We start from the raw sequence: 16,573 nt of genomic DNA, 5'->3' as shown, positions 1-16,573 counted from the left end.
GCCGATGGCCGATGTCATCGTAGATCCCGACGTGCCGGACCATCACGCTCATCTGTTACGGCGCCACGGGCCACTGCTGGCCAGGATCCGCCGCGGATGGGCGCCACCACGACGGACCGACGCGAGCCCGGCCCACAAGCAGAAGATGCAGCTCGGCCTGGCGGCGGCGCTCTCCATCGTGCTGGTCATCACCGTCATCAACTCCGGCTTCGACGGCTTCGGGTTCCTGCTCGGCGTCGTCACCGTGATCATCTTCATGACCGCGATCCTCCGGCGCGACATCGACCCCGCGGAAGACGAGCGCGAGGCCACCCTGCGGGAGGTCTACGAGCAGGCCCGCAGGCACGAAGGCCGCTTCATCCTCCTCGGCGACCTCGACGAGTCCTCCCAGCGGCTGCTGGGCAGGGCCGGCCGGGCGATCCAGGCCGTGCTCGCCTCCCGGGTCAACGCCGAGGGCCTGCTCGACGACGTGCGCAACGGGGTCATGCTGCCGGCCGAGGAATGGGAGATCGCCCGGCTCCTGGCCAAGCTTTCCTCCTTACGCGTCCAGCACCACAGGACGATCTCGACCGGTCTCGCGCCCGAGGTGGAGGCGGTCGCCGCGCCGCTGGCCAGAGCGCTCGACAGCAGCGAGGCGGCCGTCGTGGCCCGAGTGGAGGCGCTGGAACGCTACGCCAACCACGTGGCCGAGGCCGAGCGGGCCTTCCACGCCCACCACCAGATCGAGGAACTGCGGGGGCGGCTGCCCGAGTACGAGGAACTGGTGGCCGAGTCGGGGGCGGACGGCTTCGCCGTACCGGAGCTCGATCGGCTGGCGGACGACGCGGACCGGCTGGAGCAGGCGCTGAGGCGGAGCGTGCGCTCCGCCCACGAGGCCTTCCGCCACCTCGACCCGCACGACCGGCAGGAGGACCCCAGAAGCATCGGCCCCGGCGACACCCCGCACCTGGGCACCGGGCCGGGCGATCCTCGCGAGAGGGACACCAGATCCGGCGACACCTGGCCGGGCGGCTGAGGGCTCAGCCCCTGCCGGAGCCCGCGGCGGCCTGCAGCAGCACGTCGGCCAGCGCGTCGGCGGCGTCCACGCGGCCGAGCTTGCGTGCCGCCTCCGCCATCGCCGCCCGCAGCGCCGGGTCGGCCAGCATCGGCATCAGCTCCGCCAGCAGCATCTCGGCCGTCGGCCGCGGCTCGAGCAGCGCCCGCGCCGCCCCGGACGAGGCCAGGTAGGAGGCGTTCTTGCGCTGCTCGTCGCCGCCGGTCGGGATGAGCGGGACCAGGACCGACGGCTTGCCCACGGCGGTCAGCTCCGAGACCGTCCCCGCGCCGCTGCGCGCCACCACCACGTCGGCGGCGGCGAACAGGTCGGGCAGTTCCGCGCCCACGTAGGGCACGGGGTGGTAGCGGTCGGCCAGCCCGGGAGGCAGCGGCACGGCCCGCATGTGCTCGATCCACGCCGGGCCGCACTGGTGCACGATCTGCGCGTGCCGCAGCAGCACCGGCAGGCTCTCGGAGATCAGCGTGTTGATCTGCTTGCTGCCCTGGGCGCCGCCGGTCACGTAGATGAGCGGCACCTCGAAGGTGAGCCCGAAGTGGTCGTAGGCGGCGGCCCGGTCGCCGCGCAGCAGTTCGGGGCGGATCGGGTTGCCGGTCACGACCGCCTTGGTACGCGCGGACGCGGGCAGGTACTCCAGCGACGACTCGTGCGACAGCGCGATGCGGGTGGCCAGCCGGGACAGGATGCGGTTGGCCAGGCCCACCACGGTCGTCTGCTCGTGCATGACCAGCGGGCGGCGGATCAGCTTGGCCGCCACCCCGATCGGCACCGCGACGTAGCCGCCGGTCGACAGCACCACGTCGGGCAGGTACTTGGCGGCGTGCCCGACCGCCTGCGCGACGCCCACGGGGATGCGGAAGACGTCGGCGATGTTGGTGCCCAGCTCGCGCAGGTTGGGACGGCGGCGCAGCTTGCCCGTCGTGATCGCCTTGAACGGGATGCCGTGCTCGGCGGTGATCCTGGCCTCCAGGCCGTTCGCGGTGCCCACCCAGAGCACGTCGTGCGGCAACTGCCGCCGTTGCACCGCGGCCAGGGTGGTGAGGGCCGGGTACGTGTGACCGCCGGTGCCGCCGCCGGTGATCAGGAGTCGCAGGGTTCGTGCCATGCGATCAGAGTATTGCCGCACAGCGGAAACCGGTGTGCCCAGTCGAGGAGTCCGGCGTGTTCATCGTGCGCGCGGCGACCCGGTAGCGGTTGCAGTAGGAGTCGTGGCACATGTACGAACCCCCGCGAATGACCTTAGCGTCGCCGGCCTCCGGACCTGTGGGATTTTCCGCGAAATCCCGCCATGAGGTGCCCCACCAGTCGGCCGTCCACTCCCAGACGTTGCCGGAGACGTTGTAGAGCCCGTAACCGTTCGGCTGGAAGGACTTCACCGGCACGGTGCCTTTGCTGGGCGCACTGGGGAAGGGCCCCTCCCAGATGTTGCACCGGCGGCGTCCCTTGGGCGCGAGCTCGTCCCCCCACGGGTACTTCGCCCGTTCCAGCCCGCCGCGTGCCGCCTTCTCCCATTCGGCCTCGGTCGGCAGCCGCTTGCCGGCCCAGGTGGCGTAGGCGTGGGCGTCGTTCCACGACACGTGCACGACCGGATGGTTCTGCCGGTCGCCCACCGTCGACCCGGGGCCCTCCGGCGTCCGCCAGGCGGCCCCCTCGACACCCGCCCACCAGGGCGCCTGCGGCACCGAGGCGTCCATGATCCCGCCGGTGGCGAAGGGCCGGAACACGAACGACCACCCTATGGCCTCCGCCTCGGTGACGTACCCGGTCTCCTTCACGAACGTCGCGAACTGCGCGTTGGTCACACACGCCGGGTCGATGAGGAAGGCGTCGAGCCGCACCTCCCGCACGGGCCCCTCGCCGTCGCCCGGCCGCCCGTCGGCGTCGTCGCCGCCCATCAGGAACGCCCCGCCCGGCACCCGCGCCATCCCGCGCGGCGCCTGCCGCCTGGGCGTCACCTCCACCTGGTACGGCACCGCCTCAGCATCCCTGCTGGGCCCGCAGCACGACTCCACCTGCACCCCTTCGCCCGTCCCGGTTTCCTAGGCAGGGTAGCCCCCGCGTATGCCCGCATATCATCCGATCCCCGCGAGCAGACCCTCCGCTTCGCCGCAAGGCCCGTGGACCGGTAGCGTTCCTGCCATGCGACTCGGCGTTCTGGACATCGGCTCCAATACCGTCCATCTCCTCGTCGTGGACGCCCACCGCGGCGCGCGTCCCATCCCCGCCTACTCCCACAAGGAGGAGCTGCGCCTGTCGGAGCACCTGGAGAAGGGCAACACGCTCTCCTCCAAGGGCGTCGAACGGCTCGGCGCCTTCGTCGAGGAAGCGCTCCAGATCGCCGAGGACAAGGGCGTGGAGGACTTCCTGGCCTTCGCCACCTCCGCCGTCCGCGACGCCGCCAACGGCGAGCAGGTGCTCTCCGAGATCGACGCCCGCTGCGGCGTCGACATCCAGACGCTCACCGGCCAGGACGAGGCGAGGCTCACGTTCCTCGCCGTGCGCCGCTGGTTCGGCTGGTCGTCGGGCCGGCTGCTCGCCTTCGACATCGGCGGCGGCTCCCTGGAGCTGGCCGCGGGCGTGGACGAGGAGCCGGACGTGGCCGTCTCGCTCCCGCTGGGCGCCGGGCGGCTGACCCGCGACTGGTTCACCGCCGACCCGCCGCCCGTCGCCGAGGTGCGCAAGCTCCGCAGGCACGTACGCGCCGAGATCGCCCGCACGGTCGGCGACATCGTCCGCTACGGCCAGCCCGACCGCGCCGTGGCCACCTCCAAGACGTTCAAGCAGCTGGCCAGGCTGGCCGGCGGCGCCCCCTCCAGCGACGGCCCGTACGTCTCGCGCTCGCTGACCAGGGAGGCGCTGGCCGACTGGACGGTCAAGCTCACCACGATGGACGCCGCCACCCGCCGTCAGCTGCCGGGCGTCTCGGAGGGCCGGGCGATGCAGCTGGCCGCGGGCGCCATCGTGGCCGACGCCACCATGGACCTGTTCGAGGTGGAGCGCCTGGAGGTCTGCCCGTGGGCGCTGCGCGAGGGCGTCATCCTGCGCCGCCTCGACCTTCTCCCCAGCCGTGTGGTGCGCACCACATAAACGCATATCTTGCGCTAAATCGGGCAGGGCATGGTGCCATGTTGACGATGCTCGGCATGGCCGCCTCCCTGACGATCACCCTCCTGCTGTGCTTCCTGGCCGTTCTGCTCATCTCGGCGCTCACCCTCGTCGTCCTCGGCGTGCTGGCCAGACCCCGCTGAACGGTCAGAGGGACAGGCCGGCGGCGCCGGCCTCGAAACGCAGCCGCTTCTCCAGCGACACGACCGCGCCGTTCTCGCGCCGGTTGGTGAAACGCACGTCATCGGCCAGCGCGCGCATGATGAGCAGCCCCCGCCCGCTCTCCGCGCTCTCCTTGGGCTCGCGGACCTGGTGGGGGTCGAAGCCGCCGCCGGTGTCCACGACCCTGATCACGCACAGGTCGTCGTGGACGCCGGCGGTCACCATGTACTCGTCGCTCGGCGCGGCGTGCCGTACGACGTTGGTGCACGCCTCGCTCAGCATGAGCTCGATGTCGTCCCTGACCTGGGGGACGACGCCGAGCGATCGGAGGGTGCCGTCGAACATCTGGCGGATGAGCGGCACGCTCGCGGCATCCCTGGGCAGTCTCAGCGCGATGGTCGCCTCCATGGGCGCACCATGCCCGAAACCCCGCTGGTTATGCGTCCCTAAGACTCCAGCAGGCTGATCGCGACCTCCAGGGTCGCCTTCCTGCGCTCCTCCGGGCCGGCGTCCACGTCCTGGGTCAGCCACATGCCCGCGTGCAGGCTGAAGATCGCCAGCGTGCGCCTGATCCTCGTGGTCAGCGGGTCACCGGGCTCGACGAGCTCGGCGACCACCTCCAGCATCTTCTCCCGCATCCGCAGGATCTTCGGGTGGTCGCGCAGGGCCGTCTGGTTGCGTTCGAGGAAGCGCGCCAGCCCGGCCTGGCGCGGCTGGTCGAGGCTCTCGGCGTAGCGCACGATGAGCTCGCGCCGGGTCTCGGGCGTGCGGGGTTGCGCCCGCAGCCACTCCAGCAGTTCCTCGACCTCGGCGACACGGTCGTCGGCGAGGCTCGCGACGATGTCGTCCTTCGTCTTGAAGTGGTAGTAGAGCGCGGCCTTGGTGACGCCGAGCTCCTCGGCGATCTCCCGCAGGGAGGTCGCCTCGTAGCCCTGCTCGGTGAAGAGCCTGAGGGCGATCTGCTGGATCCGCGATCGGGTGTCTTCCCGCAATGTGCACCTATTTCGAGGGATGGGTACGTAGTCTAGTCTAAGCTTGCCGGTCGGCAAGTAAGTAAGATCCAAAACCGGGGGTGTAATCGTGGAAAGACGGCGCGAAGTCATGGTCGTCCTCCCTGGCCTGATGCTCGCGATGGTCCTGGCGATGCTCGACAACATGATCGTGGGTACGGCGATGCCGCGCATCGTCGGCGAGCTGGGCGGCGTCACCCATCTGTCCTGGGTCGTCACCGCCTACGTGCTGGGCACCACCGTCTCCACCCCGATCTGGGGGAAGATCGGGGACCTGTACGGACGCAAGACCATCTTCATGGTCTCCATCGTCATCTTCATGATCGGTTCGGTGCTGTGCGGCATGGCCGGATCGGAGCTGCTCGGCGGCCCCGAGGGCGGCATGATGGAGCTCATCGCCTTCCGCGCGATCCAGGGCCTGGGCGCCGGCGGCCTCATGGTCAACGTCATGGCCATCATCGGCGATCTCGTCCCGCCCCGCGAGCGCGGCCAGTACCAGGGCATCACCGCGGGCGTCATGTCACTGGCGATGATCGCCGGCCCGCTGGTCGGCGGCTTCATCACCGACCACCTCGACTGGCGCTGGGCCTTCTACGTGAACCTGCCCGTCGGCGGCCTCGCCCTCGCCTGGCTCGCGGTCAAGCTCAAGCTCCCCAAGCACGTCAACCAGGTGCGCATCGACTGGCTGGGCGCGATCCTGCTGTCGATCAGCATCACCGCGATGGTGCTCGTCACCGCCTGGGGCGGCGGCCAGTACGCCTGGAACTCCCCGCAGATCCTCGGCCTGGGCGCGCTGGCCGTCGTGACGCTGGCCGCGTTCATCCCGATCGAGCGCCGCGCCGCCGAGCCGATCATGCCGCTGCAGCTCTTCCGCAACCGCAACTTCACGCTGATCTCGGCCATCGGCTTCCTGCTGGGCTTCGCGATGTTCGGCGCGATCAACTTCCTGCCGCTCTACCAGCAGACCGTCCAGGGCGCCTCGGCCACCAACTCCGGCCTGCTCCTGCTGCCGATGATGGGCGCCGCGATGGTCGTCTCGATCTTCGTGGGCAAGGCCATCACCGCCACCGGCAAGTACAAGCTCTACCCGATCCTCGGCGGCGCCGGCATGGCGCTGGGCATGTGGCTGCTCTCGCTCATGGGCGTGCTCACCCCGGAATGGCAGACCGGCCTGTTCATCGGCGTGCTCGGTGTCGGCATGGGCTTCCTCATGCAGACCACGATGCTCATCGCCCAGAACAGCGTCGAGCAGCGCGACCTCGGCGTCGCCTCCAGCACCTCGACGTTCTTCCGCTCCATCGGCGGCTCGTTCGGCGTCTCGGTGTTCGGCGCGATCTTCAACAACCACCTGCTGTCCGGGATGACCGAGCGCCTCGGGGCGGAGGAGGGCGCGCGCCTGGCGGGTGGCGGGGGCCGCCTGGACCCGGCGACGCTGGCCGCCATGGCGCCGGCTCAGCGCGCCGGAGTGCTGGAGTCGCTGGCCGGGGCCACCTCCAACATCTTCTGGTGGGCCATCCCGTTCGCGGTCGTCGTACCGCTGCTGGCGCTGTTCATCAAGGAGATCCCGCTGCGCGGCGGCGCGCCCGAGCCCGCGCAGGAGCCCGAGGAGTCGCTCAAGGGAGCCTGAACAGCTGGTCGAGCGCGGTCACCTTGAGCAGCCGGCGCAGGTGCGGGCTGACCGCGACCAGCCGCAGCGCCGCGCCCTCCGACTCGGCCTGCTGGTGGAGCCGGACGAGCGCGGCCAGGCCGGAGGAGTCGATGAAGGAGATCCCGGCCAGGTCCAGGTCGAGACGGTGGTAGCCGGGCTCGAACACCAGCCCGGAGAGTTTTGCCGCAGTGTCGAAGGCGAGGTCGCCGGTCAGTGAGAGCCTGACGGTGCCCGGCGCGGGAGTGGCGACCTCGACGCGCAGCGGGGTCTTGTCGAGCACGCCCCCAGCCTACGACGAGGGAAAAATCGGAGGCGGAAAACCCGATAGATCGGGACAATATCCTGCATGAACACCCATCGGATCCGGCGCCCGCAGATCGAGGACGCCGCCGCCATCCACGACCTCGTCTCCGCCTGCGACCTGGCGGTGCTCGGCCGCGTCGACACCACGCTCGACGACATCGCCGACGAGCTGGTCGAGCCCGAGTTCGACCGCGACACCGACGGCTGGCTGGCGGAGGACTCCGATGGGCGCCCGGTCGGCTGGGCCTGGGCCTGCCGCAAGGGCGACAGCGACAACGTCGACGTGGAGGTCCTGGTACGGCCAGGCACCGAAGGCCTGTCCGCGGGCCTGTGGGCGCTGGTGCTCGGCAGGGCCAAGGAGATCGCCGCCGAGCTCGGCCACGGCGGCGCCACTGTCGACATCGGCGTCTACCGCGCCGACGAGGCCAAGCGGGCCGAGGCCGGCGCGAAGGGCTTCCAACCCGCCACCAGCTTCCACCGCATGCGCGTCGACTTCACCGCCCCGCCCGCGGCCCCGGAACCGCTGCCCGGCCTCACCCTGCACACCGGCGAGGACGAGGAGGTACGCCGCCAGGCCCACCTCGTCCACCAGGAAGGCTTCGCCGACCACTTCGGCTTCATCAAGGTCGGCTACGACGCCTGGTACCAGCGGCGCGAGGCCCAGAGCGTCAACGACTGGTCACAGCTCATCGTGGCCAGGATGGACGGCGAGCCCGCCGCCATGCTCCACGCCAACAACGCCTTCGTCCCCGACGAGGACTGCGGCTACGTCGGCACGCTCGCCACCCTGCCCGCCTACCGGGGCCGCGGCCTGGGCCGCCACCTGCTGCTCCAGGCGTTCGCCGCCGACGCCGCCCGGGGCAGGAAGGGCACCATCCTGCACGTCGACTCCAACAACACCACCCCGGCGCTCGGTCTCTACACCTCGGCCGGCATGAGCCCGGTCATGGTCATCGACGTGTGGCGCCGCCGGATCTGAGAACGCCGTCAGGCCCTGACCCGGTGCGCGGCCAGATGCTCCAGCACCGACTGGTTGGCCTCCCACCCGTCGGGGAACTTCACCGGCACGCCCAGCTGCACCGGCTCGGCCGACGGGTGGGCGTCCAGGAGTTCGGCGATGCCCGCCCGCGCCACCACCACGCACGCGTGCCGATGCCGTGAGGCCAGTACGCACAGCCGTCCCGACTCCAGGTGGAAGGCGGTCGCGTCACGCCGCCCCGACAGCGGGTGCAGCACGATCGTCACGTCGTACTCGCGGCCCTGCAGCCGGTTGGCGGTGTCCACGGTGATCTCCGGCGGCAGCCCCGCGTTCCTGATCGCCGCCACCTGGTCGCGGTGGGCCGCGCCGACCGCGATGCGCTCGGCCGTCACCGGCCGCTCGCCCTGCTCCGAGCTCGCCACCGCGCCCCGCTGCAGCAGCCGCGCCGCCAGCAGCGCCACCGCCCGCACGGCCTCGCCGTCGGTACGGACCGTGTGCCGGTCCGGCAGCTCCAGCAGCGACCACCCCGAGCGCGCCGCCTCCTCAAGCGCCCGGTCGTGCACGGTCCCGAGCCCGCCGGTGCTCAGCTCCAGCCGGCGCTCACCGGGGCCCGTGCCCGAGGTGAAGCCGGTGAACGGATAGAAGGCCCGCGAGACCACCGGCGCCGCCGAGGCCGGCAGCCGCCACGAGACCGGCAGCCGGTGCACCGGCAGGTCGCCGTTGTGGCGCAGCAGGACCGACACCGCGCTCTGCAGCGGATCCCATGACAGCCCCGACCAGCGGTCGGCCTCCACGATCGAGAACGGGTCGAGCTGGCCGGGATCGCCCACGAACAACGCCCGCTCGAACAGCCCGGCGATGCGCAGCAGCTTGTCCGAGCGCATCTGGTACGCCTCGTCCACGATCGCCCACGGCCAGGTGCGCCCGGAGATCCACGCCCATTTGTCGGAGGTGGCCAGGACGATGTCCGGGTCGCCCAGGTCCTGGATGCGGGTGCCGACGGTGACGCCGGGAAGTTCCAGCAGCCGGCGCGGCGCCACGTACCCGCCGGCCGACAGCCGCCCCACGGTCAGATCGGGGTGCTTGTCGCTGATGCGGGTGACCAGGTCGTCGACCTGCTCGTTGGTCTGCGCCACGATCATCAGCGGCTCGCCGGTCGCCGCGATGTGCGCCGCGGCCCGCACGACGAGCGTCGACTTGCCCGCGCCGGGCGGGGAGTCGACCACCACGCCGCGGTGCTTGGGCAGGTCGGCCAGGACGTTCCTGATGACCTCCTCGGGGCTCACTCCCACGCCTCCCTGGCGTCGTCGTCGTTCGGCACGTACTCCAGCGGCGGGCCGCCGTGCGTCCACGGGGTCGCCTCGGGCTCGGGCAGCGTCGCGGCGCCCTGGAAGTCGTCGGTCAGCGTGGTGTAGCAGACCCGCTCGCCGACCTCGGGGACCGAGCCGGGGGCGGGCGCCTTGCCCCGGCCCATCCCCTTGGTGATCTTCAGGGTGACCAGGCCGCCGGCCGCCTCGACCAGCTCGGCGCCCTGGCCCTTGCGCTGCGGGGTGCCGAGGGCGCTGCCGGGCGGCAGCCGTACCGGATCGTCGGTCTTGACCACCACGAGCGGGCGCAGCTTGCGCGAGCGGCCCTCGCCCTCGCAGTGGTCCGGCTCGGTCTGCACCACCTCGCCGGCGAACGCCTCGCCCGACAGCCGGTGGTCGGCCATGATCAGCGGGTCGTCGTAGGCGCGCTGCACGTCGTAGGAGGCCTGGGCGCGCTCCATGCGCGACAGGCGGGAGGCGGCGGCGACCGCGCCGTCGCGGCGGGCCTGCGGCGGGCCGCCCTCGGCGAGCTGGGTGGCGAAGCCGCTGTAGGAGCCGCGGTCCAGCTCCCACCGCTGCGCCACGCTCGCGCCCTCGGGCAGCGCCCGCAGCAGGTCGAGCGCCTGCCACATCAGCCGCCACGTGGGCTCCAGCTGGGTGCGCAGCGCCTCGGTGATGCGCTCGGCCGAGCCGTTCTCGATCGCGGGCGCGAGCACCTCGGAGTCGAAGCCGGGGTCGGTGGCGGGCCCGGCGGGCGGCCAGACCAGCGGGTCCTCGGCCTCGTCGGAGGGGCGCCCCTCGACCCACGCCATCAGGGCGGCCAGGTTGGCGTCCTCCAGCGCGCTCTGCCCGCTGGCCCAGTGGCGCCCCAGCTCCTCGGTCACGGCCAGCGTCAGCGACGAGCCCGGGTAGGCGGCGCGCTCGGCCAGATAGGTCAGCCAGCGGCCCAGCAGCGGCACGCCCTCCGGCACCGGGTACGGGCCGTCGGTGCGGCGAAAGCGGGTCGAACGGCCCAGCAGCGCGGTGAACGCCACGCCCACGCGGTTGGGCAGCAGCACCTGCGGCGCGTCGAGCGCGCGCTCGTAGGGGTCGGCGTTCTTGCGCTCGACCGTCTCGGTGTCGGCCAGGAAGCTCTCCAGGTACGGCAGCAGCAGCCCGGCCAGCTCCGCGGTGAAGGCGAAGCGCAGGTCGCGGTTGCGCGGCTGGGCCACCACGAGCAACTGGGGCGCCTGCCGGTCGGTGCCGAACATGGCGGCCAGGGGCGCGGCGGCCTCGCCGGACAGCTTCAGCGGGATGAACACCATCGGCCGCTCGGACAGATGGCAGTGCCGTACGGTCGCGATCGGCTGCGCCCGGCCCTCCTGCAGGGCGCGCAGCTTGGCCAGGCTCGTCAGGAGACTCATGCGAGGCAGTCCTGGCGCAGCCGCTCGGCGCCGCGCAGCAGGCGGGCGATCTCCTCCTGCCCCTCGCGCGGGGCCCGGGTGCCGTCGGCCAGGCCGAGCGCCTCCTCGACGCTGGCCACGCCGCCCAGTTCGTCGCGGACGTTGCGGCCCAGCAGGTCGGAGGCGCCCTCCTCGCGGGCCTCGTCCCGGCAGAAGAAGCACAGGTCGCAGGTGGACAGGCAGTCGGGCGCGTAGCGGGCGGCGACCCCGCGCAGCGCGTCGGCCAGGTCTGCGGCGCGGCGCAAAGGCAGGCCGTCCTCGCCCGGCTCCAGGTCGAAGGTGAGCTCCTCCGGCAGTTCCTCCAGCAGCCGGTCGAGCGTGGTCATCCTGGTCAGCTGCCTGCGCAGCACCGCGAGCTGCCTGCGCACGTCCACCAGCTTCGCGACCGGGCGGTTGGCGAAGTTCTCCGGGCAGACCAGGACCACGTCGTGGGAGACGGCCAGCGGGTCGTGGCCGAGCTCCTCCAGCATCGTGCGCAGCGCCAGCACGTACACGGCCGCCTGCCGCGCGGCCGCCGCCACCGCGGCCGGGTCGGCCTGGCCGTCCACGATCGCGAACGACTTGATCTCCACGACGTGGAAGCGGCCCTCCAGCTGGAAGGCGACCACGTCCGGCTCCAGATAGGCGGTGTGGCCGGCGATGTCCAGGCTCAGCAGCGGGTGGTCGTAGAGCGTGCCCGCGTCGTGCTCGCCCCTGGCCGCCCGGTCGAACAGCGCGCGGGTGTGGGCGTGACGCAGGTGCGCGCCCACGTTCTCCACGTCGTGGTAGGCGACCTCGGCGATCGGCAACTCCAGCAGTTCGCGCAGCATACGCAGCAGCTCGGCGCAGCCGTCGGACTTGACCAGCGCCTCGAACTGGTTGCCGCGGGTGATCGCGAACGGCGACTGCCCGAACGGCGCGGGAAAGCCCAGATGCCGCGCGGCCGCGTCCTTGTCCACCCCCGCGCCGTCCATGAGCGCCCGGCGCGCGCAACCCGGATTCGCGGCCAGCGCCGCGATGGCCCGGGCGTCGTGCGGCTTCGGCGGTGTCGTCCCCCGCAGCGCGTCGATCCGTCTCACGCCGTGATCCCTTCCTTGCCGAGGGCGCCGACGTTGGCGGCGCTCAGGAGCGCGGCGCCGAACAGCCGCGCGGGGTCGTCCAGTTGCTCGCGCGCGCGGGCCGCCAGCCCGGCCCGGTCGCGCGTGTCCCGATCCAGGTGTACGGCCAGCTCCTCCAGCGCCATCTCGGCCACGCGGCCGGGATCGACGTCCTTGCCCAGCTCGACCAGTTCGCCGCCGGGGATGTTGCGCCCCATCCTGGCCACCAGGCGCAGCGACTCCGGTGACGGGCCCGCGCTGCGCTGGACGTGCAGGGCCACCGCCGCCGCGCAGGTCAGGAAGTCGACCCTCGGGCTCAGCGGGCCCACCACCCGCCGCTCCAGCGGCCAGGTGCTCAGCGTGAGCAGGCCGCGGGCGGGGGAGAGGCGGTCGGTCAGGGCGGCGCACAGATAGTACGGCCGGCCGTACGGGCTGGAGCGGAAGGAACGTTCCTCGTCGCGGCGGATGCTGGTGAGCTGCGCGGAACGCAGCCCGCCGGAGAAGAACGCCTCGCTGACGGCCACGATCAGCCGGGGCTGGGCGGGGGCGCCGAGCGCGTCGAGCGCCTGGTGCACCCGTTCGCGCACGGTCGTGGTGCCGGCCCGCTTGCCGCCCGGGGTCTGGACGGGGGAGCTGACCAGGGAGTCCCAGGTGCGTTCCGCGGCGCGCAGGTCGGCGCGCAGGGCCCGGGCGGTGACCGCGTCACGGGCGCGCATGGCACGGCGCACCCCGGCGCGGAGCTCGTCGATGCGCCTCTCCAGCTGGTCCAGCCGGTCACTCATGGCGCGAGGGTAGCAGGAGTTCCAGTATTTCCCAGTAATTTCGGCACGCGGCGGCGTGGCGCATGGCGCGAACCTCTGGTAGAGAAAGTGATGATACGTATAATCACGCCATGACCTACCAGGACCCCTCACTCCCCACCGCGGCTCGGGTCGACGACCTCGTGGCCAGGATGACCCTGCCGGAGAAGGCGGGGCTGCTGTTCCACACCATCGCCTGGTTCGCGCCGCCGCCGGGGGCCGAGACCGCCGAGAGCATGATCGACGGCAGGCACATGAACCACTTCAACGTGCTCGGCGGCGGCTCGCCGCGCGAGATGGCCGAGTGGCACAACGCGCTGCAGGAGCGGGCCGCCGCCACCCGGCTGGGCATCCCGGTGACGCTCTCCACCGACCCGCGCCACTCCTTCTCCGGCAACCCGGGCGCGTCGATGATGGCCGGGGCGTTCTCGCAGTGGCCGGAGCCGCCGGGGCTGGCGGCGATCGGCTCCGCGGAGCTGGTCCGGAAATTCGCCGACATGGCGCGGCAGGAGTACCTGGCCGTCGGCATCCGCGTCGCCCTCCACCCCCAGATCGACCTGGTCACCGAGCCCCGCTGGTCACGCGCCAACGGCACCTTCGGCCAGGACGCCGAGCTCACCTCCCGCCTCGTGCGCGCCTACATCCTCGGCTTCCAGGGCGAGCGCCTCGGCCCCGGCAGCGTCGCCTGCATGACCAAGCACTTCCCCGGCGGCGGGCCGCAGAAGGACGGCGAGGACCCCCACTTCGCCCACGGCCGCGAGCAGGTCTACCCCGGCGGCCGGTTCGAGCACCACCTGAAGCCCTTCGAGGCCGCCTTCGCCGCCGGAACCTCGCAGATCATGCCCTACTACGGCATGCCTGTCGGCACCGAGCACGAGGAGGTCGGCTTCGGCTTCAACAAGGGCGTCATCACCGGCCTGCTGCGCGAGCGCTACGCCTTCGACGGCATCGTCTGCACCGACTGGGGCCTGATCACCGACGCCTTCATCATGGGCCAGGAGATGCCCGCCCGCGCCTGGGGCGTGGAGCACCTCACCCCCGCCGAGCGCGTGCTGAAGGCGATCGAGGCCGGCGTCGACCAGTTCGGCGGCGAGGCCTGCCCGGACCTGATCACCGAACTGGTCGAGGCCGGGCGGATCAGTATGGAACGGCTGGACGTGTCGGTGCGGCGGGTGCTGCGGGAGAAGTTCACGCTCGGGCTGTTCGACGCGCCCTTCGCCGACCCTGACGTGGCCGAGGAGGTCGTCGGGCGGGCCGACTTCGCGCGGGCCGGGTTCGAGGCGCAGACGGCCTCGCTCACCCTGCTGAAGAACGGCCCGCTGCCGCTGGCCGAGGGCGTGCGCCTGTACGTGGAGGGCGTCGACGCCGACCTGGCCGCCGGTTACGGCAAGGTCGTCGCCACGCCGGAGGAGGCCGACGTGGCCGTGGTACGGCTGGCCGCGCCGTACGAGCCGCGGCCGGGCGCCTTCGAGGCCTTCTTCCACTCCGGCAGCCTCGCCTTCCCCGCCGCCGAGATCGACCGGATCACCCGTATGCAGCGCACGGTGCCCACCGTCGTGGACGTCTACCTGGAGCGGCCCGCGGTCTTCCCCGAGATCGCCGAGGGCGCCGCCGCCGTGGTCGCCGACTACGGGGCGAGCGACCGGGCGCTGCTGGAGGTGCTGTTCGGGCGGGCCGAGCCGAAGGGGCGGCTGCCGTACGAGCTGCCGCGGTCGATGGCGGCCGTCGAGGCGAGCCCGTCCGACGTCCCGGGCGGCACCGCCGACCCGCTCCACCCCTTCGGGCACGGCCTGCGCTACTGATCAGTCGCGTACGGCCAGCACCCAGCTGTGGTCGTCGGTCAGGAACCGATCCAGCCGCAGCCCGGCCCGCTCCAGTTCGGCCCGGAGGTCGTCGTCGGTCAGGCGCCGCGACCAGAACGACTGGGTCCACACCCGCTCGTCCTGCGTGTACCGCATCGTGGAGGCGACCACCCCGGGCCGCACCGGCTCCAGCGCCGCGAGGGTGATGCTGAGGTTGCCCGTGGTGCGCCCCCGGCCGACCTCCCACGCGTCGTGCTGCTCGGCCGGGGTCCACTGGATGAGGACGGCGCCGCCGGGGCGTACGTGCCGTGCGCACGCCGACAGCAGGTCGTGGCGCGCGCCGTCGTCGGCGGTGTTGACCAGGTAGGAGGCGAGCAGTACCGCGTCGAACTCGCGCTCCAGCCGCAGTTCCTGCGCCCGCGCCCGCACGGTCCGCGCGCCGCGCACGTGCGCGAGCATCTCCGCCGACTCGTCCACGGCCACGACGTCGTGACCGAGCGCGAGCAGGGGATGGGTGAGCCGCCCGACCCCCGAGCCGATCTCGAGGATCGACGCGCCGGGCGCGAGCGCGCCGCTGACGATCTCGGGCTCGCCGTTCGGCTCGATGAGGAGATAGAACTCAACAGGGGATCCGTCAGGTGTGATCGAACCAGGACCAGTGCCACTGTTAGCCATGTATCCACGCTAAAGCCTGTACTCCCGGCCGTCTGTCCCAAGATCGAGACATTGCCTGGATTCCACGGGACGATGAAGACGTGGGACGTCACCTGGCCGCCACCGCGGTGGGCCTGCTCGCGCTGCCCGCCGTCTACTACCTGACCGAGGCCGGCGCGCGGGCGCTGCGCGCCGGCTACACCGGCTTCGGCCCGAGTCCGGCCGGATTCGGCTACCTGAGTGCCGTGGCCGCGCTGGCCGGGCTGCTGACCGGATGGCAGCGGCTGTCCCCGCTGGCCGCGATCATCTGCGGGCTGCCGCTCGTCGCGCTCGGCGCCCTGTTCGCCACGCGGCTCGACCTCGCGCTGCTGGTCGCGGCGGGGCTGCCCCGCTGGGGCGCGCTGCCGGGCGAGCCGCCGGGCACCCTGGCCGGGGTCACCGGCCTCTACACGGTCGTCGGCGCCCTGCTGGTGACCTCGGCGCTGCTGCGCGGACGGGAGCGATCTATCCTTGCCGGGTGAGGGGACGCAGCCCGGACCGGCGCAGGGCGCTGCTCGACGCCGCCGACCGGGTGATCGAGCGTGACGGGCACGAGGTGTCGATGGCCGCGATCGCCGCGGAGGCCGGGATCACCAAGCCCATCCTCTACCGCCACTTCGGCGACAAGAGCGGCCTCTACCAGGCGCTGGCCGACCGCCACGTGCGCACCGTCATCGACCGGCTGCGCCCGCAGTTCACCGAGGGCGGCGGCGACCTGCGCTCGCGCGCCCGCGCCGCGATCGCCGTCTACCTCGACCTGATCGGCGCCAACCACAACCTCTACCGCTTCCTGTTCCACCGGGCCAGCGCCGAGGACAGCAAGATCCGCAGCCACATGACCACGCTGGTCAGAGGTCTCGGCGAGGAGCTCGCGCAGGTGCTGGTGGCCGAGGGCGTCACTCCCGATCCGGTACGCGCCCAGGTGCTCGGCCACGCCTTCATCGGCATGGTCCAGACGACCGCCGACTGGTGGCTCGACCACCCCGGCGTCGACCCCGGCGAGGTCGTCGACGGCCTGGCCGAGGTGATCGTGGCCGCGCTCGTCCCGCGCCCGGTCAGCCCCCGAACCGCGGCAGCTTCCCGTGGGCGCGCGCGTACCTGAGCGCCCAGGCGAACAACCCCAGCGTCAGCCCGAGACAGACGACGTCGAGCCCGGCTCGTGCTCGACGAGCCGACCGCCAACCTCGACCCC

At 72.2% G+C, this 16,573-nt stretch carries 18 protein-coding genes; 8 read left to right on the top strand and 10 right to left on the bottom strand.

Annotated features, from left to right (window positions below; translation table 11 throughout):
- Positions 1-4 precede the first annotated feature (4 nt).
- Positions 5-1,015 (top strand): hypothetical protein, encoded by a 1,011-nt coding sequence (locus ACFWY5_RS16325; RefSeq protein ID WP_379632630.1) that lies wholly within the window; start codon positions 5-7, stop codon positions 1,013-1,015.
- Between the two features lie 4 nt (positions 1,016-1,019).
- On the opposite strand, the gene ACFWY5_RS16320 is transcribed toward ACFWY5_RS16325, so the two are convergent.
- Together ACFWY5_RS16320 and ACFWY5_RS16315 are read right to left on the bottom strand one after the other, a co-directional pair.
- Positions 1,020-2,159 carry a glycosyltransferase gene (locus ACFWY5_RS16320; RefSeq protein WP_379623242.1) on the bottom strand — a complete coding sequence of 380 codons (1,140 nt, stop codon included), beginning with the start codon at positions 2,157-2,159 and terminating at the stop codon, positions 1,020-1,022.
- Positions 2,160-2,163: 4 nt separating this feature from the next.
- Positions 2,164-2,979 (bottom strand): formylglycine-generating enzyme family protein, encoded by an 816-nt coding sequence (locus ACFWY5_RS16315; RefSeq protein WP_379632659.1) that lies wholly within the window; start codon positions 2,977-2,979, stop codon positions 2,164-2,166.
- A gap of 214 nt (positions 2,980-3,193) precedes the next feature.
- Here ACFWY5_RS16315 and ACFWY5_RS16310 point away from each other — a divergent pair, with 214 nt between their 5' ends.
- Together ACFWY5_RS16310 and ACFWY5_RS16305 are read left to right on the top strand one after the other, a co-directional pair.
- A complete protein-coding gene (locus tag ACFWY5_RS16310; protein WP_379623246.1) occupies positions 3,194-4,141 on the top strand; it encodes a Ppx/GppA family phosphatase in 948 nt (315 codons plus the stop codon).
- A gap of 38 nt (positions 4,142-4,179) precedes the next feature.
- Positions 4,180-4,302, top strand: coding sequence for a hypothetical protein (locus ACFWY5_RS16305; RefSeq protein WP_379623248.1), 123 nt, complete (start codon positions 4,180-4,182; stop codon positions 4,300-4,302).
- A 4-nt stretch (positions 4,303-4,306) separates the two neighbouring features.
- Here the strand turns inward: ACFWY5_RS16305 and ACFWY5_RS16300 are convergent, their stop codons facing one another.
- Positions 4,307-4,729: an ATP-binding protein gene (locus tag ACFWY5_RS16300; RefSeq protein ID WP_379623250.1), complete on the bottom strand. Its 423-nt coding sequence runs from the start codon at positions 4,727-4,729 to the stop codon at positions 4,307-4,309.
- Positions 4,730-4,767: 38 nt separating this feature from the next.
- The gene (locus ACFWY5_RS16295) at positions 4,768-5,313 is read right to left on the bottom strand and encodes a TetR/AcrR family transcriptional regulator (protein ID WP_379623252.1); all 546 of its coding nucleotides are present in this window, start codon (positions 5,311-5,313) and stop codon (positions 4,768-4,770) included.
- Between the two features lie 88 nt (positions 5,314-5,401).
- Here ACFWY5_RS16295 and ACFWY5_RS16290 point away from each other — a divergent pair, with 88 nt between their 5' ends.
- Entirely contained in the window at positions 5,402-6,958 is a 1,557-nt protein-coding gene (locus tag ACFWY5_RS16290) for an MDR family MFS transporter (RefSeq protein WP_379632628.1), read from the top strand.
- Here ACFWY5_RS16290 and ACFWY5_RS16285 read toward each other — a convergent pair.
- A complete protein-coding gene (locus tag ACFWY5_RS16285; RefSeq protein ID WP_379623256.1) occupies positions 6,945-7,259 on the bottom strand; it encodes an STAS domain-containing protein in 315 nt (104 codons plus the stop codon). The two genes, ACFWY5_RS16290 and ACFWY5_RS16285, sit on opposite strands and share 14 nt — an antisense overlap.
- A gap of 66 nt (positions 7,260-7,325) precedes the next feature.
- On the opposite strand from ACFWY5_RS16285, the gene ACFWY5_RS16280 reads away from it, so the two are divergent.
- Positions 7,326-8,261, top strand: a complete 936-nt coding sequence (locus ACFWY5_RS16280) for a GNAT family N-acetyltransferase (protein ID WP_379623258.1) — start codon at positions 7,326-7,328, stop codon at positions 8,259-8,261.
- An 8-nt stretch (positions 8,262-8,269) separates the two neighbouring features.
- On the opposite strand, the gene ACFWY5_RS16275 is transcribed toward ACFWY5_RS16280, so the two are convergent.
- From ACFWY5_RS16275 to ACFWY5_RS16260, 4 genes are read right to left on the bottom strand one after another with little or no spacing between them, the layout of a single operon-like run.
- The gene (locus ACFWY5_RS16275; protein WP_379623260.1) at positions 8,270-9,547 is read right to left on the bottom strand and encodes an AAA family ATPase; all 1,278 of its coding nucleotides are present in this window, start codon (positions 9,545-9,547) and stop codon (positions 8,270-8,272) included.
- The gene (locus tag ACFWY5_RS16270) at positions 9,544-10,971 is read right to left on the bottom strand and encodes a hypothetical protein (protein ID WP_379623262.1); all 1,428 of its coding nucleotides are present in this window, start codon (positions 10,969-10,971) and stop codon (positions 9,544-9,546) included. The genes ACFWY5_RS16275 and ACFWY5_RS16270 overlap by 4 nt, the downstream gene beginning before the upstream one ends.
- Entirely contained in the window at positions 10,968-12,068 is a 1,101-nt protein-coding gene (locus ACFWY5_RS16265) for a hypothetical protein (RefSeq protein WP_379623264.1), read from the bottom strand. The genes ACFWY5_RS16270 and ACFWY5_RS16265 overlap by 4 nt, the downstream gene beginning before the upstream one ends.
- Positions 12,065-12,868, bottom strand: coding sequence for a hypothetical protein (locus ACFWY5_RS16260; RefSeq protein ID WP_379632626.1), 804 nt, complete (start codon positions 12,866-12,868; stop codon positions 12,065-12,067). Before ACFWY5_RS16260 ends, ACFWY5_RS16265 begins: the two co-directional genes overlap by 4 nt.
- A gap of 110 nt (positions 12,869-12,978) precedes the next feature.
- Here ACFWY5_RS16260 and ACFWY5_RS16255 point away from each other — a divergent pair, with 110 nt between their 5' ends.
- Positions 12,979-14,688 (top strand): glycoside hydrolase family 3 protein, encoded by a 1,710-nt coding sequence (locus ACFWY5_RS16255; RefSeq protein WP_379632624.1) that lies wholly within the window; start codon positions 12,979-12,981, stop codon positions 14,686-14,688.
- Here the strand turns inward: ACFWY5_RS16255 and ACFWY5_RS16250 are convergent, their stop codons facing one another.
- A complete protein-coding gene (locus tag ACFWY5_RS16250; protein WP_379623270.1) occupies positions 14,689-15,363 on the bottom strand; it encodes a class I SAM-dependent methyltransferase in 675 nt (224 codons plus the stop codon).
- Between the two features lie 80 nt (positions 15,364-15,443).
- Between ACFWY5_RS16250 and ACFWY5_RS16245 the strand changes: the two genes are divergently transcribed.
- Together ACFWY5_RS16245 and ACFWY5_RS16240 are read left to right on the top strand one after the other, a co-directional pair.
- A complete protein-coding gene (locus ACFWY5_RS16245) occupies positions 15,444-15,863 on the top strand; it encodes a hypothetical protein (protein ID WP_379623272.1) in 420 nt (139 codons plus the stop codon).
- Positions 15,860-16,483, top strand: a complete 624-nt coding sequence (locus ACFWY5_RS16240) for a TetR/AcrR family transcriptional regulator (RefSeq protein ID WP_379623274.1) — start codon at positions 15,860-15,862, stop codon at positions 16,481-16,483. Before ACFWY5_RS16245 ends, ACFWY5_RS16240 begins: the two co-directional genes overlap by 4 nt.
- The last annotated feature ends 90 nt before the right edge of the window (positions 16,484-16,573 follow it).

It is taken from the genome of Nonomuraea sp. NPDC059007, from assembly GCF_042740555.1.
Classification (GTDB): Bacteria; Actinomycetota; Actinomycetes; order Streptosporangiales; family Streptosporangiaceae; genus Nonomuraea.
The sequence above is the reverse complement of the archived record's forward strand: the minus strand, read 5'-3'. Positions and strand labels throughout refer to the sequence as shown.

What these genes read in the sequence shown, in the direction of transcription:
- ACFWY5_RS16270 (WP_379623262.1), bottom strand. Translation starts at nt 10,971, where the DNA reads ATGAGTCTCCTGACGAGCCTGGCCAAGCTGCGCGCCCTGCAGGAGGGC.
- ACFWY5_RS16255 (WP_379632624.1), top strand. Translation starts at nt 12,979, where the DNA reads ATGACCTACCAGGACCCCTCACTCCCCACCGCGGCTCGGGTCGACGAC.
- ACFWY5_RS16300 (WP_379623250.1), bottom strand. Translation starts at nt 4,729, where the DNA reads ATGGAGGCGACCATCGCGCTGAGACTGCCCAGGGATGCCGCGAGCGTG.
- ACFWY5_RS16260 (WP_379632626.1), bottom strand. Translation starts at nt 12,868, where the DNA reads ATGAGTGACCGGCTGGACCAGCTGGAGAGGCGCATCGACGAGCTCCGC.
- ACFWY5_RS16315 (WP_379632659.1), bottom strand. Translation starts at nt 2,979, where the DNA reads ATGGCGCGGGTGCCGGGCGGGGCGTTCCTGATGGGCGGCGACGACGCC.
- ACFWY5_RS16325 (WP_379632630.1), top strand. Translation starts at nt 5, where the DNA reads ATGGCCGATGTCATCGTAGATCCCGACGTGCCGGACCATCACGCTCAT.
- ACFWY5_RS16250 (WP_379623270.1), bottom strand. Translation starts at nt 15,363, where the DNA reads ATGGCTAACAGTGGCACTGGTCCTGGTTCGATCACACCTGACGGATCC.
- ACFWY5_RS16310 (WP_379623246.1), top strand. Translation starts at nt 3,194, where the DNA reads ATGCGACTCGGCGTTCTGGACATCGGCTCCAATACCGTCCATCTCCTC.
- ACFWY5_RS16320 (WP_379623242.1), bottom strand. Translation starts at nt 2,159, where the DNA reads ATGGCACGAACCCTGCGACTCCTGATCACCGGCGGCGGCACCGGCGGT.
- ACFWY5_RS16305 (WP_379623248.1), top strand. Translation starts at nt 4,180, where the DNA reads ATGTTGACGATGCTCGGCATGGCCGCCTCCCTGACGATCACCCTCCTG.
- ACFWY5_RS16280 (WP_379623258.1), top strand. Translation starts at nt 7,326, where the DNA reads ATGAACACCCATCGGATCCGGCGCCCGCAGATCGAGGACGCCGCCGCC.